This is a genomic window from Plantactinospora sp. DSM 117369 (assembly GCF_053764795.1).
The window spans coordinates 6,380,860-6,406,717 of the sequence record NZ_CM132446.1 but is presented as its reverse complement, the minus strand read 5'-3'; the positions used below and the strand labels follow the sequence as shown (position 1 = coordinate 6,406,717).

Here is a 25,858-nt window from a genome sequence, read left to right as displayed (position 1 = left end):
CCGGATGTCCGAGGCGGCGGTACCGGACGCGGATCGCCGGCCCACCCCACCGATCCCGATCTTCCTAACTGAGATCGTCCAGTACGTCGGCGGCCAGCCCTCGCATGGTCTCCCGGTGCTCGGTCAGCGCCGCGTCCCAGGCCGCCTGCGCCACCTCACGGACCTGGTAGTAGACCGTGAACCTGGCGTTGCTCGACAGTACGGAGGGCGCCTTGACCGCGTTGTCGAACGCGGGTACGGAGATGGGCGGGTAGCGGGAGTCGGTTCCGGGAGGCGGCAAGACCGTACCCCTTTGTGGACGCGCGATCCGGCTAGGCGTTCGCGATCTCGCGAAGCTGGCCTTGCTCCGGCCGTCGGCTGGAGCGTCAGGCTCGCCATGCTCTGCGCGATGGTCGGTCGACGCCACCGCGTCGGTGCGAGTACGGTGTGCCGCATGCACCCGTTCCAGGCCGCGCAGCAGATCGCGCAGACCCGCGAGGTCGACGCGGCGGCCCTGATCCACGGCCGGTGCGACCTGCGCGGCTACCCGTACCGGCACCTGGCCGTCGTGGCGGGCAGCGACCTTCCGATGCCGCGCACCACCGGCATCCTGATCGCGGTCGAGATACTCAGCCAGTGGGGCTGGGAGTTGGTCAGCGTGACGAAGCCGTTCGAGTCGGTCGACAAGCTGGTGGCGTTCCTGCGCCGCAGCTGAGGTCTGCCGGCCCGCTGCCACACCAGTGCCGGGAGCAGCACACCGCCCGCCGTCGGTCGGGCTCATCGCCCGGTGGCTCGCCGATCGAACTTGCCCGCCACCGCGTGGTCGGTGTCGGTCACCGACCCGGTCTCCAACACCTGCTTGAGGCGGCGAAGGTTCGCCGCCGCCTCTTCGGCGGGCGGCTTGCCGACCAGGGTCAGCGCGGCGTGACCGAGCCTGCCGAGGGGCGTCTTCAGCACCTCATGCACCTCCGTCTGCCCGGGCCCGGGCCCGGCGGCGAAACGGATGGTCCAGCAGGTGCTCATCCCGGGTACAGCGGTTGCCGTCTCGTACCGGATCAGCTCGTTGGTGCGCTCCTCGGTCAGCCTCACGGTGGACCTGAGCCGGATGCCTCCCGGGCCCACCACCGTCCAGCGGAAGGCCGCCGGGCCGACCCGTTCGACGGCGATGACGTCGCCCAGGAACCGGGGCAGATTCTCGAAGCCACGATAGAAGCGCTAAACCTCCGCCTGCTGACGCGTCGCAGTCGGCCCGGCGGCGAGCCGTGGGTCAGCGGTCGAGGGCGTCGGCGGGGGCCATCACCCGCAGGGCGTTGGCGTCGAGCCCGATCCGGATCGGGGTACGGCCGCGTACCTCGCCGTCGACCTCGACCGGGGCCGGCCGGTCGGTGGCGAGCAGGATCTCACCGGCGGTGAGGAAGGGTTCGTCGTCGAGAGTGCGGCGATGACCCGTCGCCGCGTTGCGCGCCGTCGCGCGCAGCAGGTCGCGCCGGGTCGGGCCGCCCACCGGGTACGCGACCAGCAGCCGGTCGTCGGCGTTCGCGTCCGCCGTGATCGGCCGGCCGGCCTGGAAGCCGCCGTTGGCCACGTAGAGCTGGTGGGTCAGGAACTCCCGGGCCTGCCCGTCGGCCCGCACGGTGATCCGCATCGGGCGGTGTCCGGTGAGCAGCGCCAGGGCGGTCACCGGGTACGCCAGCCGGCCGGTGACCCGCTTGAGCCGGGCCGGTGCCCGGGCCATCACGTCGGCGGAGAGCCCGACGCCGACGTGGTTGGCGAACGGCATGCCGTCGGCGAGCCCGAGGTCGACGTCGATCACCTTGCCGCCGGCCAGCGTCGCGACGGCCGCGTCGAGGTCGAGCGGGATCCCGACGGTCCGGGCGAAGTTGTTCGTGGTGCCGAGCGGCAGCAGCCCGAGCGCCATGTCCCGGTGTGCGAGCAGCCGCGCGGCGGCCCCGATGGTGCCGTCGCCGCCGCCGACGGCCAGCAGGTCCGGGCCGAGCGCGGCGGCGGCGGTCAGGCTCGCCTCCAGTTCACCCGGCCGGTCCGCCGGGTAGGTGCCGAGCAGGGTGAAGCCCGCCCCGGTCAGCCGGGTCCGCGCCTCCTGGTAGAGCCGGCGGCCCCGGCGGGAGCGGGCGTTGACCACCAGGGCCGCCCGGCGCTCCCGCCGGATGGCGGCGTCCAGCTCCTGCTTCGACCGCATGGGCCAAGACCCTATCGCCAGCCGTCCGCCCGGCCTCCGGCGGCGGTGGGCCGGCTCTGCGGGTGCCCCGGGATCACGCGGGACGCGCGGTGAGCAGGTAGTCGTCGGTCTCGGGGCTCCACCGCAGCTCGACCGCGCCGCTGGTGGCGGCCGCCTTGCAGAACTGGAGGAAGCTGCGGTAGCCGAGCTTCTTCTCGCTGAAGTCGGGGCGCGCCCGGCGGAGCTGGTTCTTCAGCCCGGAGAGCGCCACCGAGCCGTCCGCGCCGGCCAGGTCGAGGAGCACGGTACGGAGCAGCCCGAACGCCACCTCCCGGTCGCCGTGTTCGGGCAGTGACACCCCCGGGTCACCCTTGGCCGGGCCCTCGGTCAGCTCGACGACGTTGTGCTCGGCCAGGTGCCGGATCAGCTCGCCGAAGGCCCGGAACCCGTAGTCGGACTCGCTGAAGGTCGGGTCCTTGCGTAGCAGGGTGCGCTTGAGCGTGGAGGCGGTGACCTCCCCGCTGGAACTGCCCTGCAAGCCCGCCACGGTCTGCGCGACCAGCTCGGCGAGGGTGTCGACGTCGCGTACCGGCTCCTCGATGCCCTGCGCCGGCTCGGGTCCCGGCTCCGCCTGCTGGTCCGGACCGGCCTGTGGCGCCTCCGGGCCGGTGGGCCGGGCCGGTCGGCCCCGGCGGGGGCGGGCCGAGGGGATGTCCACACCCTCCAGCCGGTCGTAGTAGAGGAACTCGTCGCAGGCGGGCGGCAGCAGCGCCGAGGTGGACTTCTCCACTCCGACGCCGATCACCCGCTTGTTGAGTTCGCGGAGCTTGTGCACCAGCGGGGTGAAGTCGCTGTCGCCGGTGCAGATCACGAAGGTGGACAGGTAGTCGCGCTCGAAGGCGAACTCCACGGCGTCGACCGCCATCTTGATGTCGGCGGCGTTCTTGCGGCTCGCACCCATCCGCTGCGGGATCTCGATCAACTCCACGTGTGACCGGGTGAGCATCCGGCGGTCCTCGTCAAAGTACGACCAGTCGGCGTACGCCCGGCGGACCACCACCCGGCCGCGTTCGGCCAGCGCGTCGGCGATCGGGCGGAAGTCGAAGGCCAGGCCGCCGAGATGGTCCCGCGCGCCGAGCGCGAGGTTCTCGTAGTCGAGGAAGAGGGCGATCCGGTCTTCTTGATCCACGTTGCCCAGCCTACGCCCGGCGGGCCGCTCCGGGCCGTTCTTCCCCGGCGTGGTGAGCGGACGGTGATGGCCCGGAAGCAGGCCGGACCAGAGATCGAATCGTCCCCGGTGCAACGGCCGGTCGAAAGAAGATCGCCCGGCGGCGGAGAGCGGCGCGCGGAGTACCCAGGTCGATAGTGGACGAACCAAGCGCGGTACGGGACGGACCGGGGACCCGCCCGGCGTGTCCGACCTCGTCCGGGTTGTTGCCTGAAATCACGCTCGGTACGCTCCCCCACGACAGTTGTCGATGTTCACGGGGGAGGAACTGTGCCCGAGCATGTCAGCCGCCGCGCGGCGATCGGGATGGGAGCGGCGGCGGCCGCGCTGGCCGCGACCGGTCGGCCGGCAGCCGCCGCGCCGGCCACCACGGTGGCGGTCGGTCGGGCGCCGGTCTGCGGGCCGGTCGGCCCGCCGCGGGTGCCCGGCACTCCGCAGGCGGTGATCCAGCAGGCGTACGCCACGCAGAAGGCCCGGGCCGGCGGGGTGTGGCACTCGCACATCGCGATGGTCAACGCCGCAGGCACGCTGGAGACCGTCGTGGCGGACGACGCCGACCGGGTGACCCACGGCTACAGCGTGCAGAAGCTCGCGGTCGCGGTGGCGGTGATGGACAAGATCGACCGTGGTCAGCTCCGGCTCGACCAGAAGCTCGACCTCACCGCCGACATCATCCTCGGCGGCACCGGCATCTACTTCCTGCACACCGTCTGGGGCGACGACATCACGGTCGCCAACTTCCTCACCGCGATGCTGCTGGTCTCGGACAACACGGCGGTCCGGATGTGCGGCCGGGTGGTGCCGGCGTTGGAGATCAACGAGATCCTCGCCAGCTTGGGCTTCACGCACACCCGGGTCGAGCCGGTCGCCAACCCGAACCGGTTCTTCCTCGGCGTCACCACGCCCCGGGAGACCCACGACCTGCTGTGGCGACTGGCCAACAAGACCATCGTGACGCCGAGGTCGGCCGACTTCCTGCTCGGCATCCTGCGGTGGATCAACGGATACCACGACGGGGTCCGCCGCAACATGTCGTCGGCCGAGCGCAGCCGGGTCGCCACCAAGTACGGCGCGGACTTCGACGACCTGGGCGCGGCCCGGCACGAGGCCGGGATCATGTTCGACGCGGCGGGCGCGCCGACGCTGACGTACGCGATGTTCGCCGACTCCCTCGCCGACCTGGACAACTACGGGGCGACGCACCCGGCGGTGCAGGCGCACGCGGCGCTCGGCCGGGTCATGTTCGACACGATCGCGACGACCACCAACCGGACGGCGAAGGCCCGGCACTCGGTCGACCCGTTCCGTCCGGTCAGCGGCGGCTGACCGGCTCCGACTCCCCGGCCGCCCGGCGCCGACTCCCGGCGGCCGGAGCGATCCGGGGAGCGTCCGGTCGCCCCGGCGCCGGGTCGCCGGGCGGGCGCTCAGAGCGTCACCACCACCTTTCCCGGGCTGTGTCCCTCCTCCTGATAGCGCACGGCCGCCCGGATCTCCGCGAACGGATAGCGGCGGTCGACGACCGGGGTGACCTTGCCGTCCTCGATGAGTTCGGCCAGCAGTCGCAGGCACTGCTTCTTGTCCGGGCAGCGGACGGCGTCGGCGATGGCGATCCGCTGGGACACCAGTGGGCCCACGGCGAGTGCCGCGAAGACCCGGCCGGCGGGCTGTAGCCAGCGACCGGCCGGGCCACCGACGAGGACGAGGGTGCCGTTGCGGGTCAGCACCCGCCGGTACGCCGGCACGGAACGGCTGCCCGCGTTGTCCAGCAGCAGGTCGTAGCGGCGTCCGCGTCGGGTGAAGTCCTCGGTGGTGTAGTCGACGACCTCGTCCGCGCCGAGCGACCGGACGAGGTCGACGTTCCGGCTGCTGCACACGCCGGTGACGGTGGCGCCGAACGCCCGGGCGAGCTGTACGGCGAAGGTGCCCACCCCGCCGGAGGCGCCGTTGACGAGTACCCGCTGACCGGGTTGGATCCGGCCCACGTCGCGCAGCCCCACCAGGGCGGTGACGCCGGCCATCGGCACCGCCGCCGCCTGCTCGTACGACAGGTTCGCCGGTTTGGCTGCCAGCAGGTCCTCCCGGACGCAGACGTACTCGCCGAAGCCGCCCCCGGAGAGCAGGGCGTAGACGTCGTCGCCGGGGCGGAACTCGGTCACGTTCCGGCCGACCGCCTCGACCTGACCGGCCATGTCGCAGCCGAGGATGCTGATGCCCGGTGCCCGCAGCGCGGGGCCGTCGGGCAGCAGGCGGGCCACCAACGGCTCGCCCCGGATGTGGTGCCAGTCGTACGGGTTGACGGAGGTGGCCCGGACCCGGACCAGCACCTCGTCGTCGCCGGGAGCGGGCCGCTGCACGTCGGTGAGGTCCAGGGCATCGGGTGGGCCGTACGAACGCAGGATTGCCGCCTTCATCGTCGTCTCCTTGTCCGGGCGTGGTCGGGGCGGACGGGCGGGTGTCCCGAGTGGACGCGGTAGCCGCCCTTACGTCGTAAGTCGTACAACGTAAGGTACTCGTACGGCGTAAGGTTGTCGAGGGTTCGCGCCCAAACAGGGACCAACGGTGGATGGGAGGGTGTCGGGACCGTCCGAGCGGACGGCGGGACGGTCAGCCCCGCTCGCGGATCCGGTCCAGGCCGTCCAGGATCAGGTCGAGCCCGAACTCGAACTCGCTCTGGTCGTCACACCAGCCCAGCGTCGAGTCGGGATCGTCGTGGGCGATCTCGGCCAGCATCCCCACCAGGTGCGGGAACTGCCCGGCCATCTCCGCCAGCCCGGCCGCCGGATCGGCGGCACCGGCGCCGCTGTTCGGGTCGAACAACTCCTGGGTGAAACCCAACGCCCGGCTGCCCAGCGCGTGCAGGGCGTGGTGCGCCAGGTCGTAGGAGAAGCCACCCGCGCGCATCAGGCCGAGTAGGGCGTCGTAGTAGCGCAGCACCGCCGGGCTGGTGTTGGTGCGGGTCTCGAAGACCCCGGGAGCCCACCGGTGCCGGAGCAGGACTTCGCGGGCGGAGAGGATCCGCTGGCGGACCGCCTTCTTCCAGTCGGCCCCGCTGGCCGGTACGTCGATCCGGTCGACGACCTCGTTGATTTCCGTCGCGATCAGGTCCACGACGCCGTCGAGCACGTCCTCCTTGTTGGCGACGTGGTAGTAGAGCGACATCGCCTCGGCCCCGAGGTGCTCCGCGAGACGACGCATCGTCAGCGACTCGATGCCGCCGGAGTCGGCGACGCTGACCGCGGCCCGCAGTACCCGCTCGCGGCTCAACGGGATCCGGGGCTCGGCTCCGGGCTCGGCTTGGCTGGCCACCTACCTCAACTTTCCTCCGGGACGACATCGTACAAGGCGTGTCGGGGCCCGGACCGCAGGTGGCAGGTGGCCCGGCGGACGCGCCGGCCCGCCCGGTCGGGGTCAGCCGAGGTCGCCGGCGGCCGCCGGCCGGCGGGTTCAGTAGATCCGGCGGCCGTGCGCGTCCGGTACTCCGGACTTGCGGAGGAAGTAGGTGTTGACCTTGTCGCGCCACTCCTCGGCACAGCGCAACTGCTCGGCGAGCCGGTCGGTCACCCGGGCGTGCAACGCCGGGTCCAGCAGACCTGCCGGGCCGATCCGCGCCCACCGGCGCACCATCTCCGCCACCTGCTCGACCCCGGCGAAATGGGTGTCGTAGATGTGCTGGATCACCGTCGACCCGGAGTGCAGTACGTGCTGGTAGGGCACGTGGTGGAAGAAGAGCAGCAGCTCGTCCGGGCAGGTTTCCAGCGACTCGTACCGGTCCGCCCAGGGCTGCGGGTACTGGCCGGTGAACCCGGTTCCGGTGGCCCGGGTGCGGTCCACTCCGACGCCGTCCCGGTCGGCGAAGTGGTAGGTGCCCCACCGTGAGTACTCGTAGCCGTCCACGTCGGGGCCGTAGTGGTGCCCCGGCGCGACCATGAAGCCGACCCCGAGCGGTGCGGTGTACCGCTCGTAGGTGCGCCACGAGTCGTCCAGCAGCGCGTGCAGCGTCCCGCGCAGCAGGTCGGGCTCGGCGGTCGCCGACGGCGTGAAGGTGAGCTCGATCCACTCGTCGAGTACGGCCAGCGGGTCGAGGTCGGGTGCCCAGGCCAGCCGGCCGACGGCGTACAGGTTGGCCTGGGCCAGCGGGTGCCCGGTCCAGTAGTGGTCGTCGCCGACGTTGGAGACGACCACCAGACCGCCGCCACCCGACGGCGCCGCGCCGCCGTCGTCGCCCGCGGTGCCGGCGGCCACCGACGCGACCGTCGGCCGGCCCGGGCCCCAGGGCGCGAACCGGAGCACCTCGCTCCACCACGGACCCAGATAACAGACGTGCCGCTGCTGTCCGGTGTACTCCTGGGTCGCCTGCACCTCCACCGCCAGCCGGGTGCCGGGCATGGCCGCGAGCACCGGGGAGACCGGCTCGCGGGTCTGGAAGTCCATCGGACCGTGCTTCACCTGCACGATCACGTTGTCCCGGAACTGGCCGTCCAGGGGCGTGAAGTGGTCGTACGCCGCTCGGGCCCGGTCGGTGGATCGGTCGCGCCAGTCCTGCCGGTGGTTGTAGACGAAGGCACGCCAGTGCACCACCCCGCCGTACGGCGCCAGGGCGTCGGCGAGCATGTTCGCGCCGTCGGCATGGGTGCGCCCGTACCGGTACGGGCCCGGCTGCCCCTCGGAGTCGGCCTTCACCATGAAGCCGCCGAAGTCCGGGATGGTCTCGTAGAGCCGCCCGGCGGCCTTGGCCCACCAGGCCCGCACGTCGCCATCGAGCGGGTCGGCGGTGGGCAGCTCGCCGAGGGTGACTGGCGCGGCGAAGTTGACCGACAGGTGCACCCGGATCCCGTACGGGCGGACCAGGTCCGCGATCGCGGCGACGTCGTCGAGCCGGTCGGTCAGCAGCCGGGTCGCCGTGCCGTGCACGTTGACGTTGTTGACCGTCATCGCGTTCATGCCGCAGGCGGCCAGCAGCCGCGCGTAGTCGCGTACCCGGTCGGGGTCGCGGCGCGGCGCACCGTCGCGCCAGAAGATCGACCCGCCCGCGTAGCCGCGCTCGACCTGCCCCATCACCGGATGCACGTCGACGTTGTCCCAGTGGCTGACCAGCCGTAGCCGCATCGCCGGCCGGTGCCGCTCGACCGGCCGGTCGGCGCCGAACGCCGCCGGTCCGAGCCGGACGACGTGGAACAGGCCGTAGAGCAGCCCGGCCGGCTGGTCGGCCAGTACCACCGTCACGCCGCCCCGGCGGGCCAGCGCGAAGCCCTCCGGGCCGAGCCCGCCGCGATCCGGCCCCAACTCGCGCCCGACCTCGGCCGCGAGCGCCGCACCGGCCGGCAGCGGCTCGGTCGGGCCGAGCGCGAACACCAGGTCGTACGGCCCGTCGCCGTCGCCGGTCCACTCCGGCCCGACCGCCTCGCCGGGCAGGCGGCTGACCGTGCCGCCGTAGCGGGCGCAGGCCCGGGCGACCTCGTCGCGCACCGTCGCCACGAGTATGCCGTCGCCGCAGACCAGCGTCCGGCCCGAACCGATCGCCCGGAACGCCTCCGCCGGCAACCAGGCCGGATGCGCAGACGTCGGGTCGGCGCCGGCCCGACTGCTGCCCGACCCGTCGGCGGTGGTCATGGCATCCCTTCCCGGTTGCTGTCAGGACTCGCCGTCGGTCGGGCCGGGACCGCGTCCTCGCGCAGCACCAGCACGCCCAACGGGTCGAGCCGGATCGGCTGGCCCGGATCGATCCGGCCCCCGCCGAGCAGGTCGGTACCGGCGGTGTGCGCCACCGTCTCGACCGGTTCGGCACCGTGGTTGAGCAGGAACCGCAGCCGCGTACCGTCCGGGCCGACCCGCACCGTCGACTCCAGGCCGGGCACGTCGGCGTACGGCCCGACCAGGTCGTGCCGCTCCAGTACCCGGCGGACCACCCAGTGCACGCCCGGCTGGTCGAGGCCGGCGGCGACGTACCAGCCGTGGCCGGCGCCGTAGCTGTTCCGGGTGACCGCCGGAGTACCGGCATAGAAGTCCGCCTGGTACCTGCCGAGCACCTCGGCACCCTGCGGTATCACCAGCTCGAAGAGGAGCCGCGACTCGACCGTGACCTCGACCTCGGGGCCGGCGCCGTGCAGGCGTACCGGATTGACCACCTCGGGCGGACGGGCGTCCCACTCGTCGATCCGGATGCCCATCAGCGACCCGAGCGGACCCGGCACGTCCATCAGGAAGGCGTTGTCGTCCTCGTCGACCCGGCCGGACAGGAAGGTGCTCAGCACCGAACCGCCGCGCTCGGCCACCGCCGCCAGCCGCTGCGCCAGGTCACCCTTGAGCATGTGCAGCGCCGGCGCGACCACCACCTGGTAGCCGGCGAGGTCCGCGGTCACCGGTACGACGTCGACGTCGACCCCGGCCTCCCAGAGCGCCCGGTAGTACGCGTGCACGATCTGCTGGTAGCGCAGCAGCCGGGACGGGCCGTCGGAGATCTCCAGCGCCCACCAGCTGTCCCAGTCGAAGAGCAGGGCGACCCGGGCCGGGGTCCGGGCGCCCAGCGTCGCCGGGCCGAGCCGGTCCAGCTCGGCGCCGAGTTCGGCCACCTCCCGGAATACCCGGGTGTCCTGCCGCCCGGCGTGCCCGATCACCGCGCCGTGGTATTTCTCGCAGGCGCCCCGGCAGGCGCGCATCTGGAAGAAGAGCACGGCGTCGGCGCCGTGTGCCACCGCCTGCCAGCTCCACAGCCGCATCACCCCGGGCCGCTTCAGCGGGTTGACGTCCCGCGACGCGGTGTAGCTCGGAGTCTGCTCCATCAGCCAGAACGGCTGGCCGTCCTTGAGCCCGCGCATCAGGTCGTGGGTCAGCGCCATCCAGGCCGGGGAGTTGTCGTCCGGCGGGTAGTTGTCCCAGGAGGCGAAGTCGAGGTGCGGGGCCCAGCGGTGGTAGTCGATCGGCCGGTACATCCCCATGAAGTTCGTGGTGACCGGGACGTCCGGGCTCGACTCCCGGATCGCCGCCTTCTCGTCACGGAAGTTGGCCAGCATCGCGTCCGACATGAAGCGCAGGTAGTCGAGGGTGATGCCCTGGAAGGCGGTGTGGTTCGGCCCGCGCCAGTGCTCGGTCAGCGCCGACGGCGGCTCGATCTCGGCCCAGTCGGTGAAGGTGTGCGACCAGAAGGTGGTGTACCAGGCCGCGTTGAGCGCGTCGAGGCTGCCGTACCGGTCGCGCAGCCAGTCCCGGAAGCCGGCGGCGCAGAGGTCGCAGTAGCAGGCGCCGCCGTACTCGTTGCCGACGTGCCAGGCGACGACCGCCGGGTTGCCGGCGTACCGCCGGGCGATCCGCCGGGCCAGTTCGGTGGAGAGTCGACGGAAGACGGGGGAGCTGGGGCAGGAGTTGTGCCGCTGGCCGTACCGGTGCTTGCGGCCCTCGAAGTCCGTCCGGGTCACCTCCGGGTGGGCCCGGGCCAGCCAGGCCGGGTGCGCGCCGGTGCCGGTGGCCAGGCAGATCTGCCGGCCCTGCGCGGTGGCCCGCTCGACGATCCGGTCAAGCAGGCTGAAGTCGTAGACGTCCGGCCCGGGTTGGGTCAGTGCCCAGTCGAAGACGCCGAGCGTGACGGTGTCGATCCGGGCGGCGTCGAAGAGCCGGTAGTCCTCCTTCCAGACGTCCTCGGGCCACTGCTCGGGGTTGTAGTCCCCGCCGAAGGCGACCTTTGAGATGTCGGGCAGGCTCATGCCGGCACTCCGCTGCGCTCCGTGCCGTCCTGAGGCTCATCGGCACTGGGTTTGACGGTTCGCTCGCTGCGCTCGCTCACGCGGTGAACTCCTCTTCGACTTTGCTGATCAGTGGGCGGCAGTTGCGGAGCAGGGCCAGCGTCAGCACCGAACCGAGCAGCCCGAGCACCGCCTCGGAGGAGACCCAGATGACGCCGGCCGCCACCACCAGCAGGCAGGCGTTGCCGAGGGTCACCCCGGGGGTGTGCCCGAGGAAGTGCATCGCCAGCCGGGCGACGTCCCGGATCCGGAAGCGGAACAGCGAGGTGATCACCAGGGCGTTGACCCCCCACAGGGTGACGCCGAGCGCCACCAGCAGCAGCGGCACCCGCCACCAGCCGGGTACGCCGGCGGCGCCGAAGTAGCTGAGGTTCAGCGCGACGATGGTCAGCCAGGCCAGCCAGGGCAGCCAGATCGCCAGCACGCCCCGGGCGTTGGCCCGGTAACCGCGCCAGAACAGGGTCGCCGGGCTCAGCTCGGTCAGGTCGGGGCGGTGGTGGCGCAGCGCGTACAGCGCGGCGGAGAGGGCCGGCCCGAGCGGCAGCGCGCAGAGCGCGACCAGGGGAAGGTTGCTGGCGTGCCGGTCCAACAGGAAGAGCGGGACCAGTCCGGGCAGCGTGGTCAGCACCAGCAGCAGCTCCACCACCAGCAGGCTGTAGACCAGCGCCATGGCCCGGGACAGCGGTCCGGTGCCGAACCGGCTGCCGGCCTGCCTCGTGTCGTTCATTCCGGCTCCTCCCGGGACGTTCGGCCCGCCGGTGCCAGGCCGAGGAGCCGGTCCTCGTCCCACCACGGCGGGGTCTCGTCGACCACCGCCGTGATCTCTACCAGGGTCACCTCGTGCCGGGCCAGGGTCAGGTCGAGGTCGACCCGGCCGGCCACGATCGGCAGGCTCCGGTGGGTGCGGGCCGGCTCGGCCGCCTCCCGCAGCGTGTCGAGCTGGCCGGGGCGCGGCGAGCGCGGCCGACCCATCTCCGACCAGGCCGTCCAGGCGTTGCCCAGCTCCTCGTTGACCGTCGAGCGGAGCAGGAAGGCGGAGGTGGCGCCCGGCGGTCCGACCGGGACGGAGAGTGCCACCCGATGCCGGTCGACCGGTGCCGCCCCGGTGACGTCCACCGGGGCCCAGCCGAGCACCGCGATCCGGCCGGCGGAGTCCCGGGTCACCAGGTGGTCCGTGCCGCGCGCCAGCACCTGGTCACCGAGCCGGGCCAGGAAGGCGTACAGGTGGTAGGTGGGTTTCTTGATCTGGCGGTGGGTGAGCAGGCCGAAGCCGCCGTGGAAAAGCGAGGTCGGAATGCCGACCTCCTCGAACATGTCGCTGAAGGTCCAGTACGAGAAGGAGTCGACCAGCTCACCGCCGCCCGCCAGCACCGGGGCCAGGTACGCGGCGTGGAACGCCGTGTCGTGGATCGGGTTGTCCGGCCGGTACGACGAGTTGAACTCGGTGATGTGCACCGGCAGCCCGGCCAGCGCGGTGTCCCGGAGCAGTTCCCTCGGCGTGCCGAACTGCTCCAGCAGCCGGGACGCCGGAGCCAGCGTCTGGTGTACCCCGAACGGCACGTGCTGGGCCGGCCCGGAGGTGTACGCGTGCTTGCTGACGAAGTCGACCGGCACGTCGCGGGCGGCGACGAAGTCGGCGAAGCGTGGCAGCCACTCGTCGGCGCCGGGAGAGATGGCCGGCCCGCCCACCTGGAGGTCGGCGTCCACCTCCTTGACGGCGTGCGCGGTCACCTCGTAGAGCCGGTGGTACGCCTTCTCGTCGGCGCCCTGCCAGAACTGCTCCAGGTTCGGCTCGTTCCACACCTCGATCGGCCAGCGGCGTACCTCGGCGAGGCCGTACCGGTCGACCAGGTGCCCGACGGTCGCCTTGACCAGGTCGGTCCATTCCGACTCCGAGCGGGGCGGGGTGACGTTGCCCTGCCACCAGAAGACGGTCTGGTCGCCGGAGGCGAGCGCGGCGGGCATGAAGCCCAGCTCGACGAAGGGCCGGATGCCGAGTTCGAGATAGGCGTCGACCACCTGGTCGACGTAGCTGAAGTTGTGCCGGATCCGGCGCGAGCCCTGGTGCTGGTAGGGCCGGTAGACGCCGACACCGTCGCTGAGCAGCCCGTGCCCGCGGATGTGCCGGAAGCCGATCTCCCGCTGCACCAGCGCGAGGGAGTCCTGGTAGTCACGCCGCAGCGCCAGGTCGAAGCGGCCGGTGCCGACGCAGGCCCGCCAGGCGTCGGTCAGCCGCCCGGTCGGCCGCTCCGGTACGGGGATGTGCATCGTGGTCCTCTGTTCCGGGTCGGGCGGGCCCGCCCGCACCGGTGGTGCGGGCGGGCCGCTGCGCCGACGTCCGGTCCGGTCGTGCCCGCCGCAGGCAGGACCGGACCGGGATGGTCAGCCGTGTTCCTTCTGGTACCGCTCGTACGCCTCCTGCACCTTGTCCATGTAGGCGTCCATGTTCTTGCCCTTCAGCTCGGTCAGGTAGGCGTCCCACTGGGCGAGGTCCCGCTGACCGAGGATGAACTGCAGGGTCGCCTGGTAGACGAAGTCCTTCAGCGGCGTCTGCCACAGCGACACCTGCTCGCGCTCCTCGTCGGTGAACGGGAACGGCGGCATCACCACCCGTGGCGTACGGGCGTTCATCACCTTCTGGAACTCCTGCTCCTCGGGGGAGAAGAAGGACTGCACCAGCTCCGGCTTGCCGCCGTAGGCGAAGACGCCGTTGTAGAACCCGAAGTCCTTCTGCAGGTGCTTAGGGGCATTCGGGCGCAGCCCGATGACGTTGACGTCGGGGTGCAGGGTGGGCTTGCCGGCGGCGTCCTTGACGAAGGTGGTGCCCTCGACGCCCCAGCGGGCGAACGTCTGCCCGTCGTCGGAGTAGAACAGCCAGTCGATGAACTGCATCATGGCGACGAAGTTCTTGCTCTCCCGGGCCTTCTTCGAGATCATGACCCCGTTTTCCAGCCGGCTGGCCGGGTTGATCTCGCCGGCCGGGCCGATCGGCAGCGGGATCTTGGTCAGCGTCGCCTTCGGCAGGGTCTTGGCCAGGTCCGGGCGGTAGTCGTTGACCAGCGTCTGCGCGTTGCTGCTGATCACGAACGACTTGCCGTTGGCCAGCTTCTGCCGGGCGTTGTCGTCGGTCTGGGTGAAGCTCTCCGGGTCGAGCAGCCCCTCCTTCACCAGCTTGTTGAGGTAGGTCAACATCTCCTTGTACTTGTCGCTGGCGGCGGTGTAGAAGAGCTTCTTGGCGTTCGGGTCCCAGCTCACGTGCTGGAAGTTCCAGCCGGCGCCCTCCAGGCCGTACGAGGCCGCGAGGATGTTCAGCAGGTTGCCGGCCGGGTTGGGCTGGCTGAACCGGTCGGAGAACGGGAAGGTGTTCGGGTACGCCGCCTTCATCGCCTTGAGTACGGTGTAGAGCTCGTCCCAGGTCTTCGGGATCTCCAGGTTCAGTTCGGCGAGGATGTCGGTCCGCACCGCGAGCGAGTAGTCGTGCCAGGGCTTCTCGTGCAGCCCGGGCAGCAGATAGAACTTGCCGTCCGCCTGGCGCCGCTGGTTGATCTCAGGAGTGAGGTTCCACTTCTCGATCTTGTCCTTGAAGTTCGGCATCAGGTCGAGGTAGTCGCTGACCGGCAGGATGGCGCCGGAGGAGACGAAGGTGTCCTCCTGGCTCGGGTACGTCTTCGGGATGATCATCGGCGCGTCGCCGGCGCCGATGAGCAGGCTGCGCTTCTGCTCGTAGTCGCTCAGCGGTACGGCGACCGGCTCGATCGTGACGTTGGTCCGCTTGTTCAGCTCCGTCCAGAACAGCCAGTCGTTCTTTAATGGATAGTTCGGGTGGTTGTTGTAGAGGAGGGAGAAGGAAACCGGTTCGGTCGCCTTGAACTGCTGGTTGACGCCGAGTTCGGCCATTGCGCCGGCGCGGTTCTCCGAGAGGTCCTCGGACTCCCCATCGTCGCCACTGCCGCAGGCGACGAGCGAGAGGGTGAGCGCGCCGGCAGCGACCACCGCTGCTCGGCGCCGGGCTCGTTGGAACATCAGGCTTCCTTTCGCTGGTGGTTCGTGGGTTCGACGGCTCACCCCCGCCTGCCGGGCTATCCCTTCACCGCGCCGAGCATCACGCCCGACACGAAGTACCGCTGGACGAAGGGGTAGACCAGCAGGATGGGCAGGGTGGTGAGCACGATGGTCACGGCCTTGAGCGTCGCCTCGGCCTGTACCTCGTTCGCCTCGTTGATGGCGCCGACGTTCTCCGCGCCGACGGCTCCGGCGATCAGATTGCGCAGATAGACGGTGACCGGCAGCAGATCCTGCCGATCCATGTAGAGGAAGGCGGAGAACCAGGAGTTCCAGAAGGAGACGGCGTAGAAGAGGATCATCGTGGCGATCACCGCCTTCGACAGCGGTAGCACGATCCGGAGCAGGATCCCGTACGTGTTCAGGCCGTCGACGGCGGCGGCCTCCTCCAGCTCCACCGGCAGGCTCTCGAAGAACGCCTTCATGACCAGCAGGTTGAAGACGCTGATCGCGTTCGGCAGCACGATCGCCCAGATGGTGTTCGTCATGCCCAGGCTGCTGATCAGGACGTAGTTGGGGATCAGCCCGCCGTTGAAGAACATGGTGAAGACCGCGATGCCGATCAGCACGGTGCGGCCCTTGAGGTGGTGCTTGGACAGCACGTAGGCGAAGCAGGTGGTCAGGACCATCGCGATGGCCGTGGCGACGACGGTGTAGACCACCGTGTTCCGGTAGTTGGTCCAGAACAGCGAGTCCGACATCACCAGCTTGTACGTGTCGATGTTGAAGCCGCGCGGCACCACGCTGACCCGGCCGGCGATGATGTACGCCTCGTCGCTGAGCGACCGGGCCACGATGTTGAGGAACGGATACAGCGTCACCACCACGACGCCGGTCAGCACGATGGCGTTGATCACCTGGAACACCCGGTAGCCCCGGGTGGTCTGGATGCCCCGCCGTCGCCGGGGCCGGCCGAGCCGCTCGGCGGCCCGCTCCGGGTCGGCGGCTTCGGGCGCGACGGTGCTGGAATCCACGGTCACCACAGGCTCGTCCCCACTGTGCGACGGGAGATCGCGTTCGCGGAAAGGATCAGGGTCAGCCCGATCAGGGCCTCGAAGAGTCCGATCGCGGCGGCGTAGCTGAAGTTGCTGGACTGGAACGCCATCCGGAACAGGTACGTGGAGATCACGTCCGCCGTCGGGTACGTCAACGGGTTGTAGAGCAGCAGGATCTTCTCGAAGCCGACCGCCATGAACGTTCCGATGTTGAGGATCAGCAGCGTGACCATCGTGGGCCGGATACCGGGCAGGGTGACGTGCCAGGTCTGCCGCCACCGGTTGGCACCGTCGATCCGGGCCGCCTCGTAGAGGTTGTCGTCGATCGTGGTCAGCGCGGCGAGGTAGAGGATCGTGCCCCAGCCGACCGTCTGCCACACCTCCGAGGAGACGTAGATGGTGCGGAACCACTCCGGCCGTTGCAGGAACGGGATGGCGTCCCCACCGGTGGCCTGCACGAGCTGGTTCACCGTGCCGTCGGTGGAGAGTAGCTGCATCACCATCGCGGCCACGATCACGATCGACAGGAAGTGCGGCAGGTAGGAGACCGACTGGACGAACCGCTTGAGCTTGCGGGTCCGGACCTCGTTGAGCAGCAGCGCCAGGATGACCGGCAGCGGGAAGCAGACCACCAGGGTCAGCGTGCCCAGGATCAGGGTGTTGGTGAAGACTTCCCAGAACGTCGGGTCGGAGAGGAACATCTTCACGTACCGCAGGCCGACCCAGTACTCGCCGAAGACGTTGCCGCCGGGCTGGAAGCGCCGGAACGCGATGACGTTGCCGAGCATCGGCAGGTACCGGAAGATCAGGAAGAACAGCAGCGGCAGGATCGCCAGCGAATAGAGCTGCCAGTCCCGGCGGATCGCCTGCCGCCACGTCCGGCGGTGTTTTCGGGACCGGCGGCCGGTGCCGCCGGGGTCCGGCCGGTCGGGCTCGACGGTCACGGGCGGTGGGCCCGCGGTCGTGGGTGCACTCATCCTCGTACCTCCGCGGCGGTGGGCGGGAGCGTGGGGACCGGCTCGACCCGGGCCGGCGACAGCAGCTGCCGCCGGCGGCCGACCTCGCGTTCGGCGCCGGTGAGGCGGAGCCGGATCGGCGCCGCCGGGTCACCGCTGGAGCGGCCGAACCGCAGCTCCACGTCGCCCGGCTCGACGATCCGCCGGCCGTGCAGTCCGGTGAACGAGGTGACGTCGGCCGGGACCGTGAACGTCGCGTACGCCGCCTGGCCGGCCTCCAGCGGGACCCGGGTGTAGCCGACCAGCCGGACCACCGGTCGGGTGGTCTGCGCGACGGGATCGTGCAGGTAGAGCTGCACCACCTCGGTGCCGGCCCGGGAGCCGGTGTTGCGGACCGCGACCCGGACGGTCACCTCGCCGTCGACCGGCCAGTCGGTGACCAGGTCCGGGTCGGCCTCCGGCCGCCCGTCCGGTCCGACGACCTCCGGGGTACCCCACTCGAACGTTGTGTAGCTGCGTCCGTGCCCGAACGGGAACGCCGGGGTCGGGTCGACCGACGACACCTCGGAGCGGTGGCCCAGCGGCGGGGCGAGATAGCTGGCGGGCAGCCCACCGGCGTCCCGGGGCACGCTCACCGGCAGCCGCCCGGACGGGTTCACCGCGCCGGTGAGCACCTCGGCGAGCGCCTGCCCGCCCCGCTGACCGGGGAAGAAGCCCGCTACGACGGCGGCGGCCGGATCGAACTCGTCGCCGAGCGCGTACGGGCGGCCGGCCAGCAGCACCAGCACCACCGGGGTACCGGTGCCGAGTACCGCCGCCACCAGCTCGGCCTGTACGCCCGGCAGTCGCAGGTCGACGGCGTCACATCCCTCGCCGGAGGTCCCCCGACCGAACAGGCCGGCCCGGTCACCGACCGCGAGTACGCAGACGTCGGACTCCCGCGCGGCGGCCACCGCCTCGGCGAAGCCGGAGGTGTCGTCGCCGGTGATGTCGCAGCCCGGCGCGTATCGCAGCCCGGGGTGGAACCGGCGCAGGGCGTCGCGCAGCGAGGGGATCTCCACTCCGAGCCCGTGCTCGGGATGCCGCACCCCGACGTGGGCGGGGAAGGTGTAGCAGCCGAGCATGCCGATCGGGTCGTCGGCGAGCGGGCCGACCAGCGCCACCCGTTGCTCCGGGGCCAGCGGCAGCACGCCGTCGCTGTTGCGGAGCAGGACGACGGACTCCCGGGCCAGTCGGAGCGAGACGTCCCGGCTGACCTCGTCGTCCAGGCGCAGCCGCTCGACGTCGTCGGGCATCGGCCGCCAGTCCTCGTCGAGCAGGCCGAGTTCGGCCTTCTGCGCGAGTACCCGGTGCAGGGCCCGGTCGACCAGCGCCTCGTCGACCGCGCCCGCGCGGACCGCCTCGACCAGCGGGGCGCCGAAGGCGTCCACAGTGGGCAGCTCGACGTCGATCCCGGCCCGCAGCGCGAGCCGGGCGGCGTCGCCGGGCTCGGCGGCGACCCGGTGCAGGGTCTGGAGGAACCGGACCGCGAAGTAGTCGCCGACCACCGTGCCGGTGAAGCCCCACTCGTCGCGGAGCAGGCCGGTCAGCAGGCTCTCGTCGGCGGCGACCGGTACGCCGTCGATCTCGGCGTAGGAGTTCATCACCGATCGGGCGCCACCGAGGCGCAGGGCCATCTCGAACGGCGGCAGGATGACGTCGGCCAACTCCCGGCGCCCCATCGGCACCGGGGCGAGGTTGCGGCCACCCCGGGATGCCGAGTAGCCGGCGAAGTGCTTCAGGGTGGCGACGACGCCGCCGGCCTCCAGGCCCCGCACGTACGCCGCGCCGATCGTGCCGACCAGGTACGGGTCCTCGCCGATGGTCTCCTCGGTCCGGCCCCACCGGTAGTCGCGGGTCACGTCCAGCACCGGGGCCAGGCCCTGGTGCACCCCGGCCGCGCGCATGGAGCGGGCAATCCGGCCCGCCGCCTCCTCGACCAGTTCCGGGTCGAAGGAGGCTCCCCAGCTCAGCGGCGCGGGATAGACGGTGGCCCGCCAGGCGGCGAAGCCGGTGAGGCACTCCTCGTGGACCTGGGCCGGAATGCCGAACCGGCTCGCCGCGACGATCTGGGCCTGGGAGGCCGCCAGCGAACGCGCGCCGGCGACCGGGTCGACCGGCGCGGTGCCGAACGGGCGGGTGAGCTGGCCGAGCCCGTGCCGGATGACGACGTCCCACTGCGGCGCGTCGTCCATCATCTCGAACTGGTGTGGGGCGACCCCCTCGCCGGAGGCGTCGGCGCCGACCCAGACCCCGACCAGTTGGGCGACCTTCTCCTCCAGCGACATGAGCGGGATGAGTGCCTCGGCCCGCTCGGCGGCGGAGAGTCGCGGATCGCGCCATGGCGCGGCGATGTCCGTCGTGGCGCCCGCGGCCACGGGCAACTGGCTCTTCATGCCACCCCTTCGGGCCGACCGTGGCACCGTCCGATCCGGACAGCGGGCTGGTCAGGCCGGCGAGTCTTCGAAACTTTCGGCAATATCCGCGTTACCTGTGCGGGGGAACCTATGCGTCGTGGCGAAGATGTGTCAAGGGTGGCTGAACTGCTGGATCCGTGACCTCATCGCATATCGTGCGTAGAGCGATCCGGACGGTCAGCCGGATGCCACCGCAAGATCGAACCGTGGCGGGTCCGCCCGGTGTTAGGGTTTCGCACCGAAAGTTTCGGATAGTTGCGGGAGGCTGTCGATGACGAGGTCCCGGCGGATCGTCAGTACTGGTGCCGCGACGATCGCGACCATCGCCGACGAGGTCGGGGTCTCCCTGACGACCGTCTCCAAGGTCCTCAACGGCCGTTCGGACGTGGCGCCCGATACCCGGGCCCGGGTCGAGGCCAGCCTCGAACGGCACCGGTACCGGCGTCGCGCGAAGCGCCAACCGACCGAGGTGGAGCAGATCGACCTGGTCTTCCACCAGCTCGACTCGGGCTGGGCGACGGAGATCATTCACGGGGTACACGCGGTGACCGACGCTGCCAAGGTCGACGTGGTGCTCTCCCAGTTGGGTGGCGAGCACCGGCCCTCACAGCAGTGGTTGGAGGGGGTGCTGCTGCGGCGGCCGCTCGGCGTACTGCTGGTGCTCTGCCACCTGACCGAGCCGCAGCGGCAGCAGCTCCAGCGCCGGTCGATTCCGCTGGTGGTGGTCGACACCGACAGCGCGACCTCGGCCTCGGTGCCGACGGTCGGCTCCAACAACTGGAACGGTGGACTGCTCGCCACCCGGCACCTGCTGGAGTTGGGCCACCGCCGGGTCGCCTGCATCTCCGGCCCGGAGGACGTGCTGTGCAGCCGGGCCCGGGCCGCCGGTTTCCGCTCCGCGCACGACGAGGCCGGGATCCCGGTCGACCCCGAGCTGGTCCGGTACGGCATGTTCGCCGCGCACGCCGGCTACCAGCACGGGCTGGAGCTGCTGACCCGGCCCGACCGGCCAACGGCGGTCTTCGCCGGCTCCGACATGCAGGCGCTGGGGGTGCTCCGGGCCGCCCGGCAGCTCGGCCTGGACGTGCCGGCGGACCTCTCGGTGATCGGCTACGACGACCTGCCGGTGGCCTCCTGGGTCGGCCCGGCCCTCACCACCGTCAACCAGCCGCTGCGGGACATGGCCGGCACCGCCACGCAGATGCTGCTCGACCTGGCCCGGGGGGTGGAACTGTCGACCACCCGGATCGACCTCGTCACCGAGCTGGTCGTACGGGAGAGCACCGCACCACCCCGGCAGCCCGGCTGAGCGCCGGCGGCGCCGCCGCGTGCCACGGCGGCCCGGTGGTAGGTCGGTCACCCGGGGCTTGACCGGCCGTCGTCACCAGTCGGCGTCCTGGCACACCTTGTGTGTGGTGGGCGGCTCGATCTGCAGGGTGCAGTGGTCGATGCCGAAGCCGTCGTGCAGCCGGGCCCGCGCGGCGGCGAGTACCGGGGCGACGTCGGCGCCGGGGGCCAGCGCGAGGTGTGCGGAGGCGACGTCCATCCCGGAGGTCAGGGTCCAGACGTGCAGGTCGTGCACTCCGGCGACCCCGGGTACGCCGGTCAGGCTGGTCGCCACGGCGGCGACGTCGATGTGCGGCGGCGCGGCCTGCACCAGGACCCGTACCGCGACCCGGGCCAGTTGCCAGGTGCGGGGCAGGATGAACAGGCCGACGGCGACCGCGACGACCAGGTCGGCGTGGCGCCAGCCGGTGGTGGCGATGACAATGGCGGCGACGATCACCCCGACCGAGCCGAGCAGGTCGCCGAGCACCTCCAGATAGGCGCCCCGGACGTTGAGACTCTCCTTGGCGCCGGCGCGCAGCAGCAGGAACGCCACGACGTTGGCGGCGAGGCCGACGATCGCGACCACCAGCATCGGCCCGGCCAGCACCTCCGGCGGGTCGTCGAACCGGCGTACCGCCTCGACGATCACGAAGATCGCCACACCGGAGAGCAGCACCGCGTTGGCCAGCGCGGCGAGCACTTCGAGCCGGTAGAGCCCGAAGGTGCGCTGGGCGTGTCGGGCGGCCCGGCTGGCGGCGGTGATCGCGGCCAGGGCCAGGCCGATGCCGAGCACGTCGGTGAACATGTGTCCGGCGTCGGAGAGCAGCGCCAGCGAGCCGGTCCACCACGCCGCCCCGGCCTCCAGCAGCAGGACGGTGCCGAGTACGGCTACTGCTGCCCAGAGCGGTCTGCGATGGCGCTCGCCGGCCCGCATCGCCTGGCCGCCGTGGTCGTGGCCCGCGCCCATCTGCCCAGCCTCCCGCCGTCGACGCCGATGGGGACAAAGTATGCGGACATTGCAATGTATGCAACTTGAAACTGGATCCCGATCCCGATCCCGATCCCGATCCCGATGCCGCTTGTCGCTTCCGGTGCGGCTCAGCCCAGTGGCTTCGCCTTGCCGAGCCAGCCCGCCACGTCCCGATAGATGGGCGCGCTGGCCAGGTAGCTGTACGGGGCGGCCGGCTTCCACGGGTAGACCTGACCGGCCCTCACTGCCGGCAGGTTGGTCCAGGTGGGGATCTTCTCGGCCTTGCCCGCCACGCTGGTCACCTCCCGACCGTCGTAAACGACGACGTCAGCGGGGAAGCTGCCGATCTGCTCCCAGCTGATCTCCTGGAAGTACTCGCCGGGTCCGAGTTGCGCCGACGGCAGCACGAACGTCATCCCCAGTGCCGCCAGGTGCTTGAGATCCGGGTGGGCCTTCGGGTCGGCGATGTAGAACTTCTCCGCGTCGCGGGAGACGGCGAGTACCCGCAGTCCGGGCTTTGCCGCGATCGCCGCCTTCACCTCGGCGACCGCCGCCTCGAAGTCCGCCCGGGCCGCCCGCACCGGCCCGGCCTCCGGGTCGGCGCCGAGCTGCGCGGCGAGCCGCATGAAGCCGTCGATGATCTGCGGCAGGTCGAGGCCGGGCATCTTCATGCCGATCGACGGGGCCAGGGCGTCGACCTCGTCGACACTGGCCTGCGGGACGTACCAGAGGGTCTTGTCGTCGAAGGAGAGGTCGACCAGGAGTTCCGGGCGCAGCGCGGCGTACCGCTCCAGGTTGAACTCGCCCCAGGTCCTGCCGATGACGTCGAGCTTGTCCAGTTCGATGTTCCCGGCCTGGTAGTTGAGCTTCCCGTCGGTGGTGCTCAGCTCTCCGTACGCCCCGGTCACCCGGAAGCCGGCGTCCCAGAGCGCGGCGGCGGCACTGCTCTGCGCGACCACCCTGGTCGGCCGGCTGGCCAGCTCGACGGTCCGGCCCCGCCCGTCGGTGTAGCGGAACGGCGAGGTGCCGCCGGAGGCGCCGCCGCCCGGGGAGCCGGCGTCACCGCAGGCGGCCAGTCCGAGCAGTACGCCGGTGGCGCCGACACCGCACAGGAAGCCGCGCCGGGTCACGAGGTGCGCAGACATGGTTCTCCAGTCGTCTCGGGTGCGATCGGGTGCAGGGGAGGGCGACGTCGTGCGGTTAGGTTAGCCTGCCCTAAGGCACAGTGCGCAACCCCCTGTGACCCGCTCCTCCCACCGGCGGAGGATGAGCCTCAGGCACACTCCTCGACGATCAGCGGCAGCAGCTTTCCCAAAGGACGAGCGTCAGGCGCTCTCCCGGAGGATCAGCTCGGAGGGGTACGCGGTGGCCGGCGGCACCCAGGCCCGCTCGAGTACCGCAGTCGCGGCCGCCGTGGCGATCTGTTCGACCGGATGGCTCGCGGTGGTCAGGGCCGGCGCGCTCAGCGCGGCGAACGGCACGTCGTCGAAGCCGGCCACGGCGATGTCCCCCGGCACGTCGATCCCGCGCCGCCGCAGCGCCGCCAGCGCACCGAGCGCCATGGCGTCGCTGTTCGCGAAGACCGCGTCGGTGTCCGGCCAGCGCTCCAGGATCGTCAGCATCGCGGCCTCGCCGCCGGTGGCGGTGAAGTCGCCCGGCACCAACCGGATCGGCAGCCCCGCCGCCCACGTCACCTCCCGGTAGGCGGCGACCGGTCGACGGCTGCAGGGCATCCAGTCCGGGCCGGTGATCATCGCGATCCGGCGCCGGCCCGAGGCGATCAGGTGTCCGAAGATGGTACGGGCCGCACCGGCGTTGTCGACGTCGAAGGACGGTACGGTCCGGGAGCCGATGCCGATCGACACCGTCCGGCCCTGTAGCGCGGTCGGCACCGCCTCCAGGATCAGTTCGGTGGTGTTGACCACGAGTACCCCGCGGACGCTGCGGTCCTCCGCCAACCGCCGTAGCCGGGCGGGTGCGTGCAGCGGCAGCCACTCCAGGGAGACCCCGACCTCCCGGGGCGCGCAGACCTCGGCCGCGGCCCGCACCACCCGGTCGACGTACGGGTCGTGCAGCACCGTCGGCACCGCGCCGGCGACGGCCACGACCAGGCGTACCCCGGCACCGGTGGCCAGGGCCCGGGCCGCCGGGTCGGGCGCGTAGCCGAGCTGCGCGGCGGCCGCGACGACCCGGTCCCGGGCGGTCGCGGAAGCGGCGCCGTATCCGGCGATGACCCGGGAGGCCGTCGACCGGGAGACCCCGGCCACCCGGGCCACGTCCTCCAGGGTGGCCCGCCGCAGTGGCCCGCCGGTCACGCCAGCTCCCCGGAGCGGACCTGACCGGGGCATGGTGCTGCGGAGACGCGACGACCGGGCTGAGCCATGGGAAAATCATGCACCCGCGACGCAAGATCGGCGAGCCGGTGCCCGGCGGCGGGTCGACCGGCGGACGCGCGCTCGCAGCACTGCCGCCGGGCAATGCCGAGTCCCGAGGTCTCGTTGTCGTCGGGTTGCGTCGAGAGCGCTCCCAGGGGTGCGATCACCTAGACATCCAATCGCGACAGCGCGGCGGGTTCGATCCGCGCAGTGCGGCGGACGGCTCGACCTCCAGCCGCCGACCGACGGACCGCACGGGTGGCAGGGCCACCCGGCGGCTCACCCGATCGGCCGGGACCGGCGAAGAGGCTGGCCGTCGAGGAAGCGGAGGAGCAGCAGGTGAACGCATCCACCGATACGCACCGGCCACCGGTCGTACCCCGGCAGGTCCTGGCCGCCCGGACCGGCGTCGCCGTGGTCTTCGGGCTCAACGGGCTCGCCGTCGCCTCCTGGTTCGCCCGGGTGCCGGCGGCCCGGGACGCGCTCGGGCTCACCCCGGGGCGGTTGGGCCTGCTGCTGCTGGCGCTCTCCGCGGGTGCCCTGCTGGCACTGCCGACCGCCGGGGCCTTGGCGCAGCGGTTCGGCGCCGCCCGCGTGGTGGCCGCCGCGACCGGGCTGGCCGCGCTCGGACTGGCGCTGGCCGGAGTCGCGGCCGGGAGCTGGCACGCCGTACCGGCCGTCGCGGTCGGACTCTTCGCCGTCGGGTACGGCTCCGGCACCTGCGAGGTCGCCATGAACGTCGAGGCGGCGGCCGTCGAACGGCGGCTCGGCCGTACCGTGATGCCCCGGTTCCACGCCGCCTGGAGCCTCGGCACCGTGGCCGGGGCGGTCGCCGGAGCCGGCAGCGCCCGGCTCGGCGTGCCGATCGGGCTGCATCTCGGGCTGGCCGCCGTGGCGATGGTCGCCGGTACGCTACCCGCGGTCCGGTCGTTCCTGCCGGATCGCGACCCTCGGCCGGCCGACGGGAAGAGCGGCCGGGCCCGGGGCGGCGGTGCACTGGCCGCCTGGCGGGAGCCCCGTACCCTGCTGATCGGCCTGTTGGTGCTGGTGATGGCCTTCACCGAGGGGACCGCCAACGACTGGCTGGCGCTGGCCTTCGTGGACGGCCACCGGGTATCCGACGCCGTCGGCGCGCTGGCCTTCGGGGTCTTCGTCGCCGCGATGACGGTCGGCCGTACCGCCGGCACGATCGCACTGGACCGCTGGGGCCGGGTACCGGTACTCCTCTGCACCACCACGCTGGCCGCGATCGGCGCCACGGTGGCGGTACTGGCCAGCCCGTGGCCGCTGGCGATGGCCGGGGTGGTCCTGTGGGGGCTCGGCACCTCGCTCGGCTTTCCGATCGGGATGAGCGCGGCGGCCGACCAGGAGGACCGGGCCGCCGCCCGGGTCAGCGTGGTGGCGGCGATCGGCTACACCGCCTTCCTCGCCGGGCCGCCCCTGGTCGGGTTGCTCGGCGACCGGGTCGGCAGCCTCCGGGCCCTGCTGGTCGTGCCGCTGATCCTGCTGCCCGCGCTCCTGCTGGTGCCGGCCGCCCGCCCACCCGCCGACGGCCGGCCCGGACACGCCGACGCGGGAGACGGGCCTGCCGGCCCG

General features: G+C 71.8%; 20 protein-coding genes and 1 pseudogene. 4 read left to right on the top strand and 17 right to left on the bottom strand.

Going from position 1 to position 25,858, the window contains the following annotated elements; translation table 11 throughout:
- Positions 1-64: 64 nt before the first annotated feature.
- Positions 65-280, bottom strand: a complete 216-nt coding sequence (locus ACSMXO_RS27370; RefSeq protein ID WP_455414380.1) for a hypothetical protein — start codon at positions 278-280, stop codon at positions 65-67.
- Positions 281-433: 153 nt separating this feature from the next.
- Here ACSMXO_RS27370 and ACSMXO_RS27365 point away from each other — a divergent pair, with 153 nt between their 5' ends.
- A complete protein-coding gene (locus ACSMXO_RS27365) occupies positions 434-694 on the top strand; it encodes a transcriptional regulator (protein ID WP_455414379.1) in 261 nt (86 codons plus the stop codon).
- 62 nt (positions 695-756) lie between these two features.
- Here the strand turns inward: ACSMXO_RS27365 and ACSMXO_RS27360 are convergent, their stop codons facing one another.
- From ACSMXO_RS27360 to ACSMXO_RS27350, 3 genes are all read right to left on the bottom strand, one after another.
- A complete protein-coding gene (locus ACSMXO_RS27360) occupies positions 757-1,068 on the bottom strand; it encodes a hypothetical protein (protein ID WP_455414378.1) in 312 nt (103 codons plus the stop codon).
- 178 nt (positions 1,069-1,246) lie between these two features.
- Complete coding sequence (locus ACSMXO_RS27355) at positions 1,247-2,176, bottom strand: diacylglycerol/lipid kinase family protein (protein ID WP_455414377.1); 930 nt, start codon at positions 2,174-2,176, stop codon at positions 1,247-1,249.
- Positions 2,177-2,249: 73 nt separating this feature from the next.
- Entirely contained in the window at positions 2,250-3,344 is a 1,095-nt protein-coding gene (locus tag ACSMXO_RS27350) for an NYN domain-containing protein (protein WP_346261362.1), read from the bottom strand.
- A gap of 309 nt (positions 3,345-3,653) precedes the next feature.
- On the opposite strand from ACSMXO_RS27350, the gene ACSMXO_RS27345 reads away from it, so the two are divergent.
- Entirely contained in the window at positions 3,654-4,709 is a 1,056-nt protein-coding gene (locus ACSMXO_RS27345) for a serine hydrolase (protein WP_455414376.1), read from the top strand.
- Positions 4,710-4,807: 98 nt separating this feature from the next.
- On the opposite strand, the gene ACSMXO_RS27340 is transcribed toward ACSMXO_RS27345, so the two are convergent.
- The 10 genes from ACSMXO_RS27340 to ACSMXO_RS27295 form a co-directional block, all read right to left on the bottom strand.
- Complete coding sequence (locus tag ACSMXO_RS27340; protein ID WP_455414375.1) at positions 4,808-5,794, bottom strand: NAD(P)-dependent alcohol dehydrogenase; 987 nt, start codon at positions 5,792-5,794, stop codon at positions 4,808-4,810.
- Between the two features lie 193 nt (positions 5,795-5,987).
- Complete coding sequence (locus ACSMXO_RS27335) at positions 5,988-6,689, bottom strand: TetR/AcrR family transcriptional regulator (RefSeq protein ID WP_455414374.1); 702 nt, start codon at positions 6,687-6,689, stop codon at positions 5,988-5,990.
- A gap of 138 nt (positions 6,690-6,827) precedes the next feature.
- The gene (locus ACSMXO_RS27330; protein ID WP_455414373.1) at positions 6,828-8,993 is read right to left on the bottom strand and encodes an alpha-glucuronidase; all 2,166 of its coding nucleotides are present in this window, start codon (positions 8,991-8,993) and stop codon (positions 6,828-6,830) included.
- On the bottom strand, positions 8,990-11,080 hold the full coding sequence (locus ACSMXO_RS27325; RefSeq protein WP_455414372.1) for a beta-galactosidase: 2,091 nt from the start codon (positions 11,078-11,080) through the stop codon (positions 8,990-8,992). The genes ACSMXO_RS27330 and ACSMXO_RS27325 overlap by 4 nt, the downstream gene beginning before the upstream one ends.
- A 76-nt stretch (positions 11,081-11,156) precedes the next feature.
- Positions 11,157-11,846 carry a hypothetical protein gene (locus ACSMXO_RS27320; protein WP_455414371.1) on the bottom strand — a complete coding sequence of 230 codons (690 nt, stop codon included), beginning with the start codon at positions 11,844-11,846 and terminating at the stop codon, positions 11,157-11,159.
- Positions 11,843-13,387: a GH39 family glycosyl hydrolase gene (locus ACSMXO_RS27315; protein ID WP_455414370.1), complete on the bottom strand. Its 1,545-nt coding sequence runs from the start codon at positions 13,385-13,387 to the stop codon at positions 11,843-11,845. Before ACSMXO_RS27315 ends, ACSMXO_RS27320 begins: the two co-directional genes overlap by 4 nt.
- Before the next feature lie 114 nt (positions 13,388-13,501).
- Positions 13,502-15,142, bottom strand: coding sequence for an ABC transporter substrate-binding protein (locus ACSMXO_RS27310; RefSeq protein ID WP_455414369.1), 1,641 nt, complete (start codon positions 15,140-15,142; stop codon positions 13,502-13,504).
- A gap of 56 nt (positions 15,143-15,198) precedes the next feature.
- Positions 15,199-16,161: a carbohydrate ABC transporter permease gene (locus ACSMXO_RS27305; protein WP_346261371.1), complete on the bottom strand. Its 963-nt coding sequence runs from the start codon at positions 16,159-16,161 to the stop codon at positions 15,199-15,201.
- Positions 16,158-17,153, bottom strand: a complete 996-nt coding sequence (locus tag ACSMXO_RS27300; protein WP_346261372.1) for an ABC transporter permease — start codon at positions 17,151-17,153, stop codon at positions 16,158-16,160. Before ACSMXO_RS27300 ends, ACSMXO_RS27305 begins: the two co-directional genes overlap by 4 nt.
- On the bottom strand, positions 17,150-19,567 hold the full coding sequence (locus ACSMXO_RS27295; RefSeq protein WP_455414368.1) for a beta-xylosidase/alpha-l-arabinosidase: 2,418 nt from the start codon (positions 19,565-19,567) through the stop codon (positions 17,150-17,152). The genes ACSMXO_RS27300 and ACSMXO_RS27295 overlap by 4 nt, the downstream gene beginning before the upstream one ends.
- 292 nt (positions 19,568-19,859) lie before the next feature.
- Here ACSMXO_RS27295 and ACSMXO_RS27290 point away from each other — a divergent pair, with 292 nt between their 5' ends.
- A complete protein-coding gene (locus tag ACSMXO_RS27290; protein WP_455414367.1) occupies positions 19,860-20,897 on the top strand; it encodes a LacI family DNA-binding transcriptional regulator in 1,038 nt (345 codons plus the stop codon).
- A gap of 72 nt (positions 20,898-20,969) precedes the next feature.
- On the opposite strand, the gene ACSMXO_RS27285 is transcribed toward ACSMXO_RS27290, so the two are convergent.
- The 3 genes from ACSMXO_RS27285 to ACSMXO_RS27275 form a co-directional block, all read right to left on the bottom strand.
- Complete coding sequence (locus tag ACSMXO_RS27285; RefSeq protein ID WP_455414366.1) at positions 20,970-21,884, bottom strand: cation diffusion facilitator family transporter; 915 nt, start codon at positions 21,882-21,884, stop codon at positions 20,970-20,972.
- Between the two features lie 131 nt (positions 21,885-22,015).
- Positions 22,016-23,032 carry an ABC transporter substrate-binding protein gene (locus ACSMXO_RS27280; protein WP_455414365.1) on the bottom strand — a complete coding sequence of 339 codons (1,017 nt, stop codon included), beginning with the start codon at positions 23,030-23,032 and terminating at the stop codon, positions 22,016-22,018.
- A gap of 180 nt (positions 23,033-23,212) precedes the next feature.
- Positions 23,213-24,202: a LacI family DNA-binding transcriptional regulator gene (locus ACSMXO_RS27275; RefSeq protein WP_455414364.1), complete on the bottom strand. Its 990-nt coding sequence runs from the start codon at positions 24,200-24,202 to the stop codon at positions 23,213-23,215.
- Between the two features lie 399 nt (positions 24,203-24,601).
- On the opposite strand from ACSMXO_RS27275, the pseudogene ACSMXO_RS27270 reads away from it, so the two are divergent.
- Positions 24,602-25,858 (top strand): annotated as a pseudogene (locus tag ACSMXO_RS27270) (MFS transporter); the annotation flags it as partial.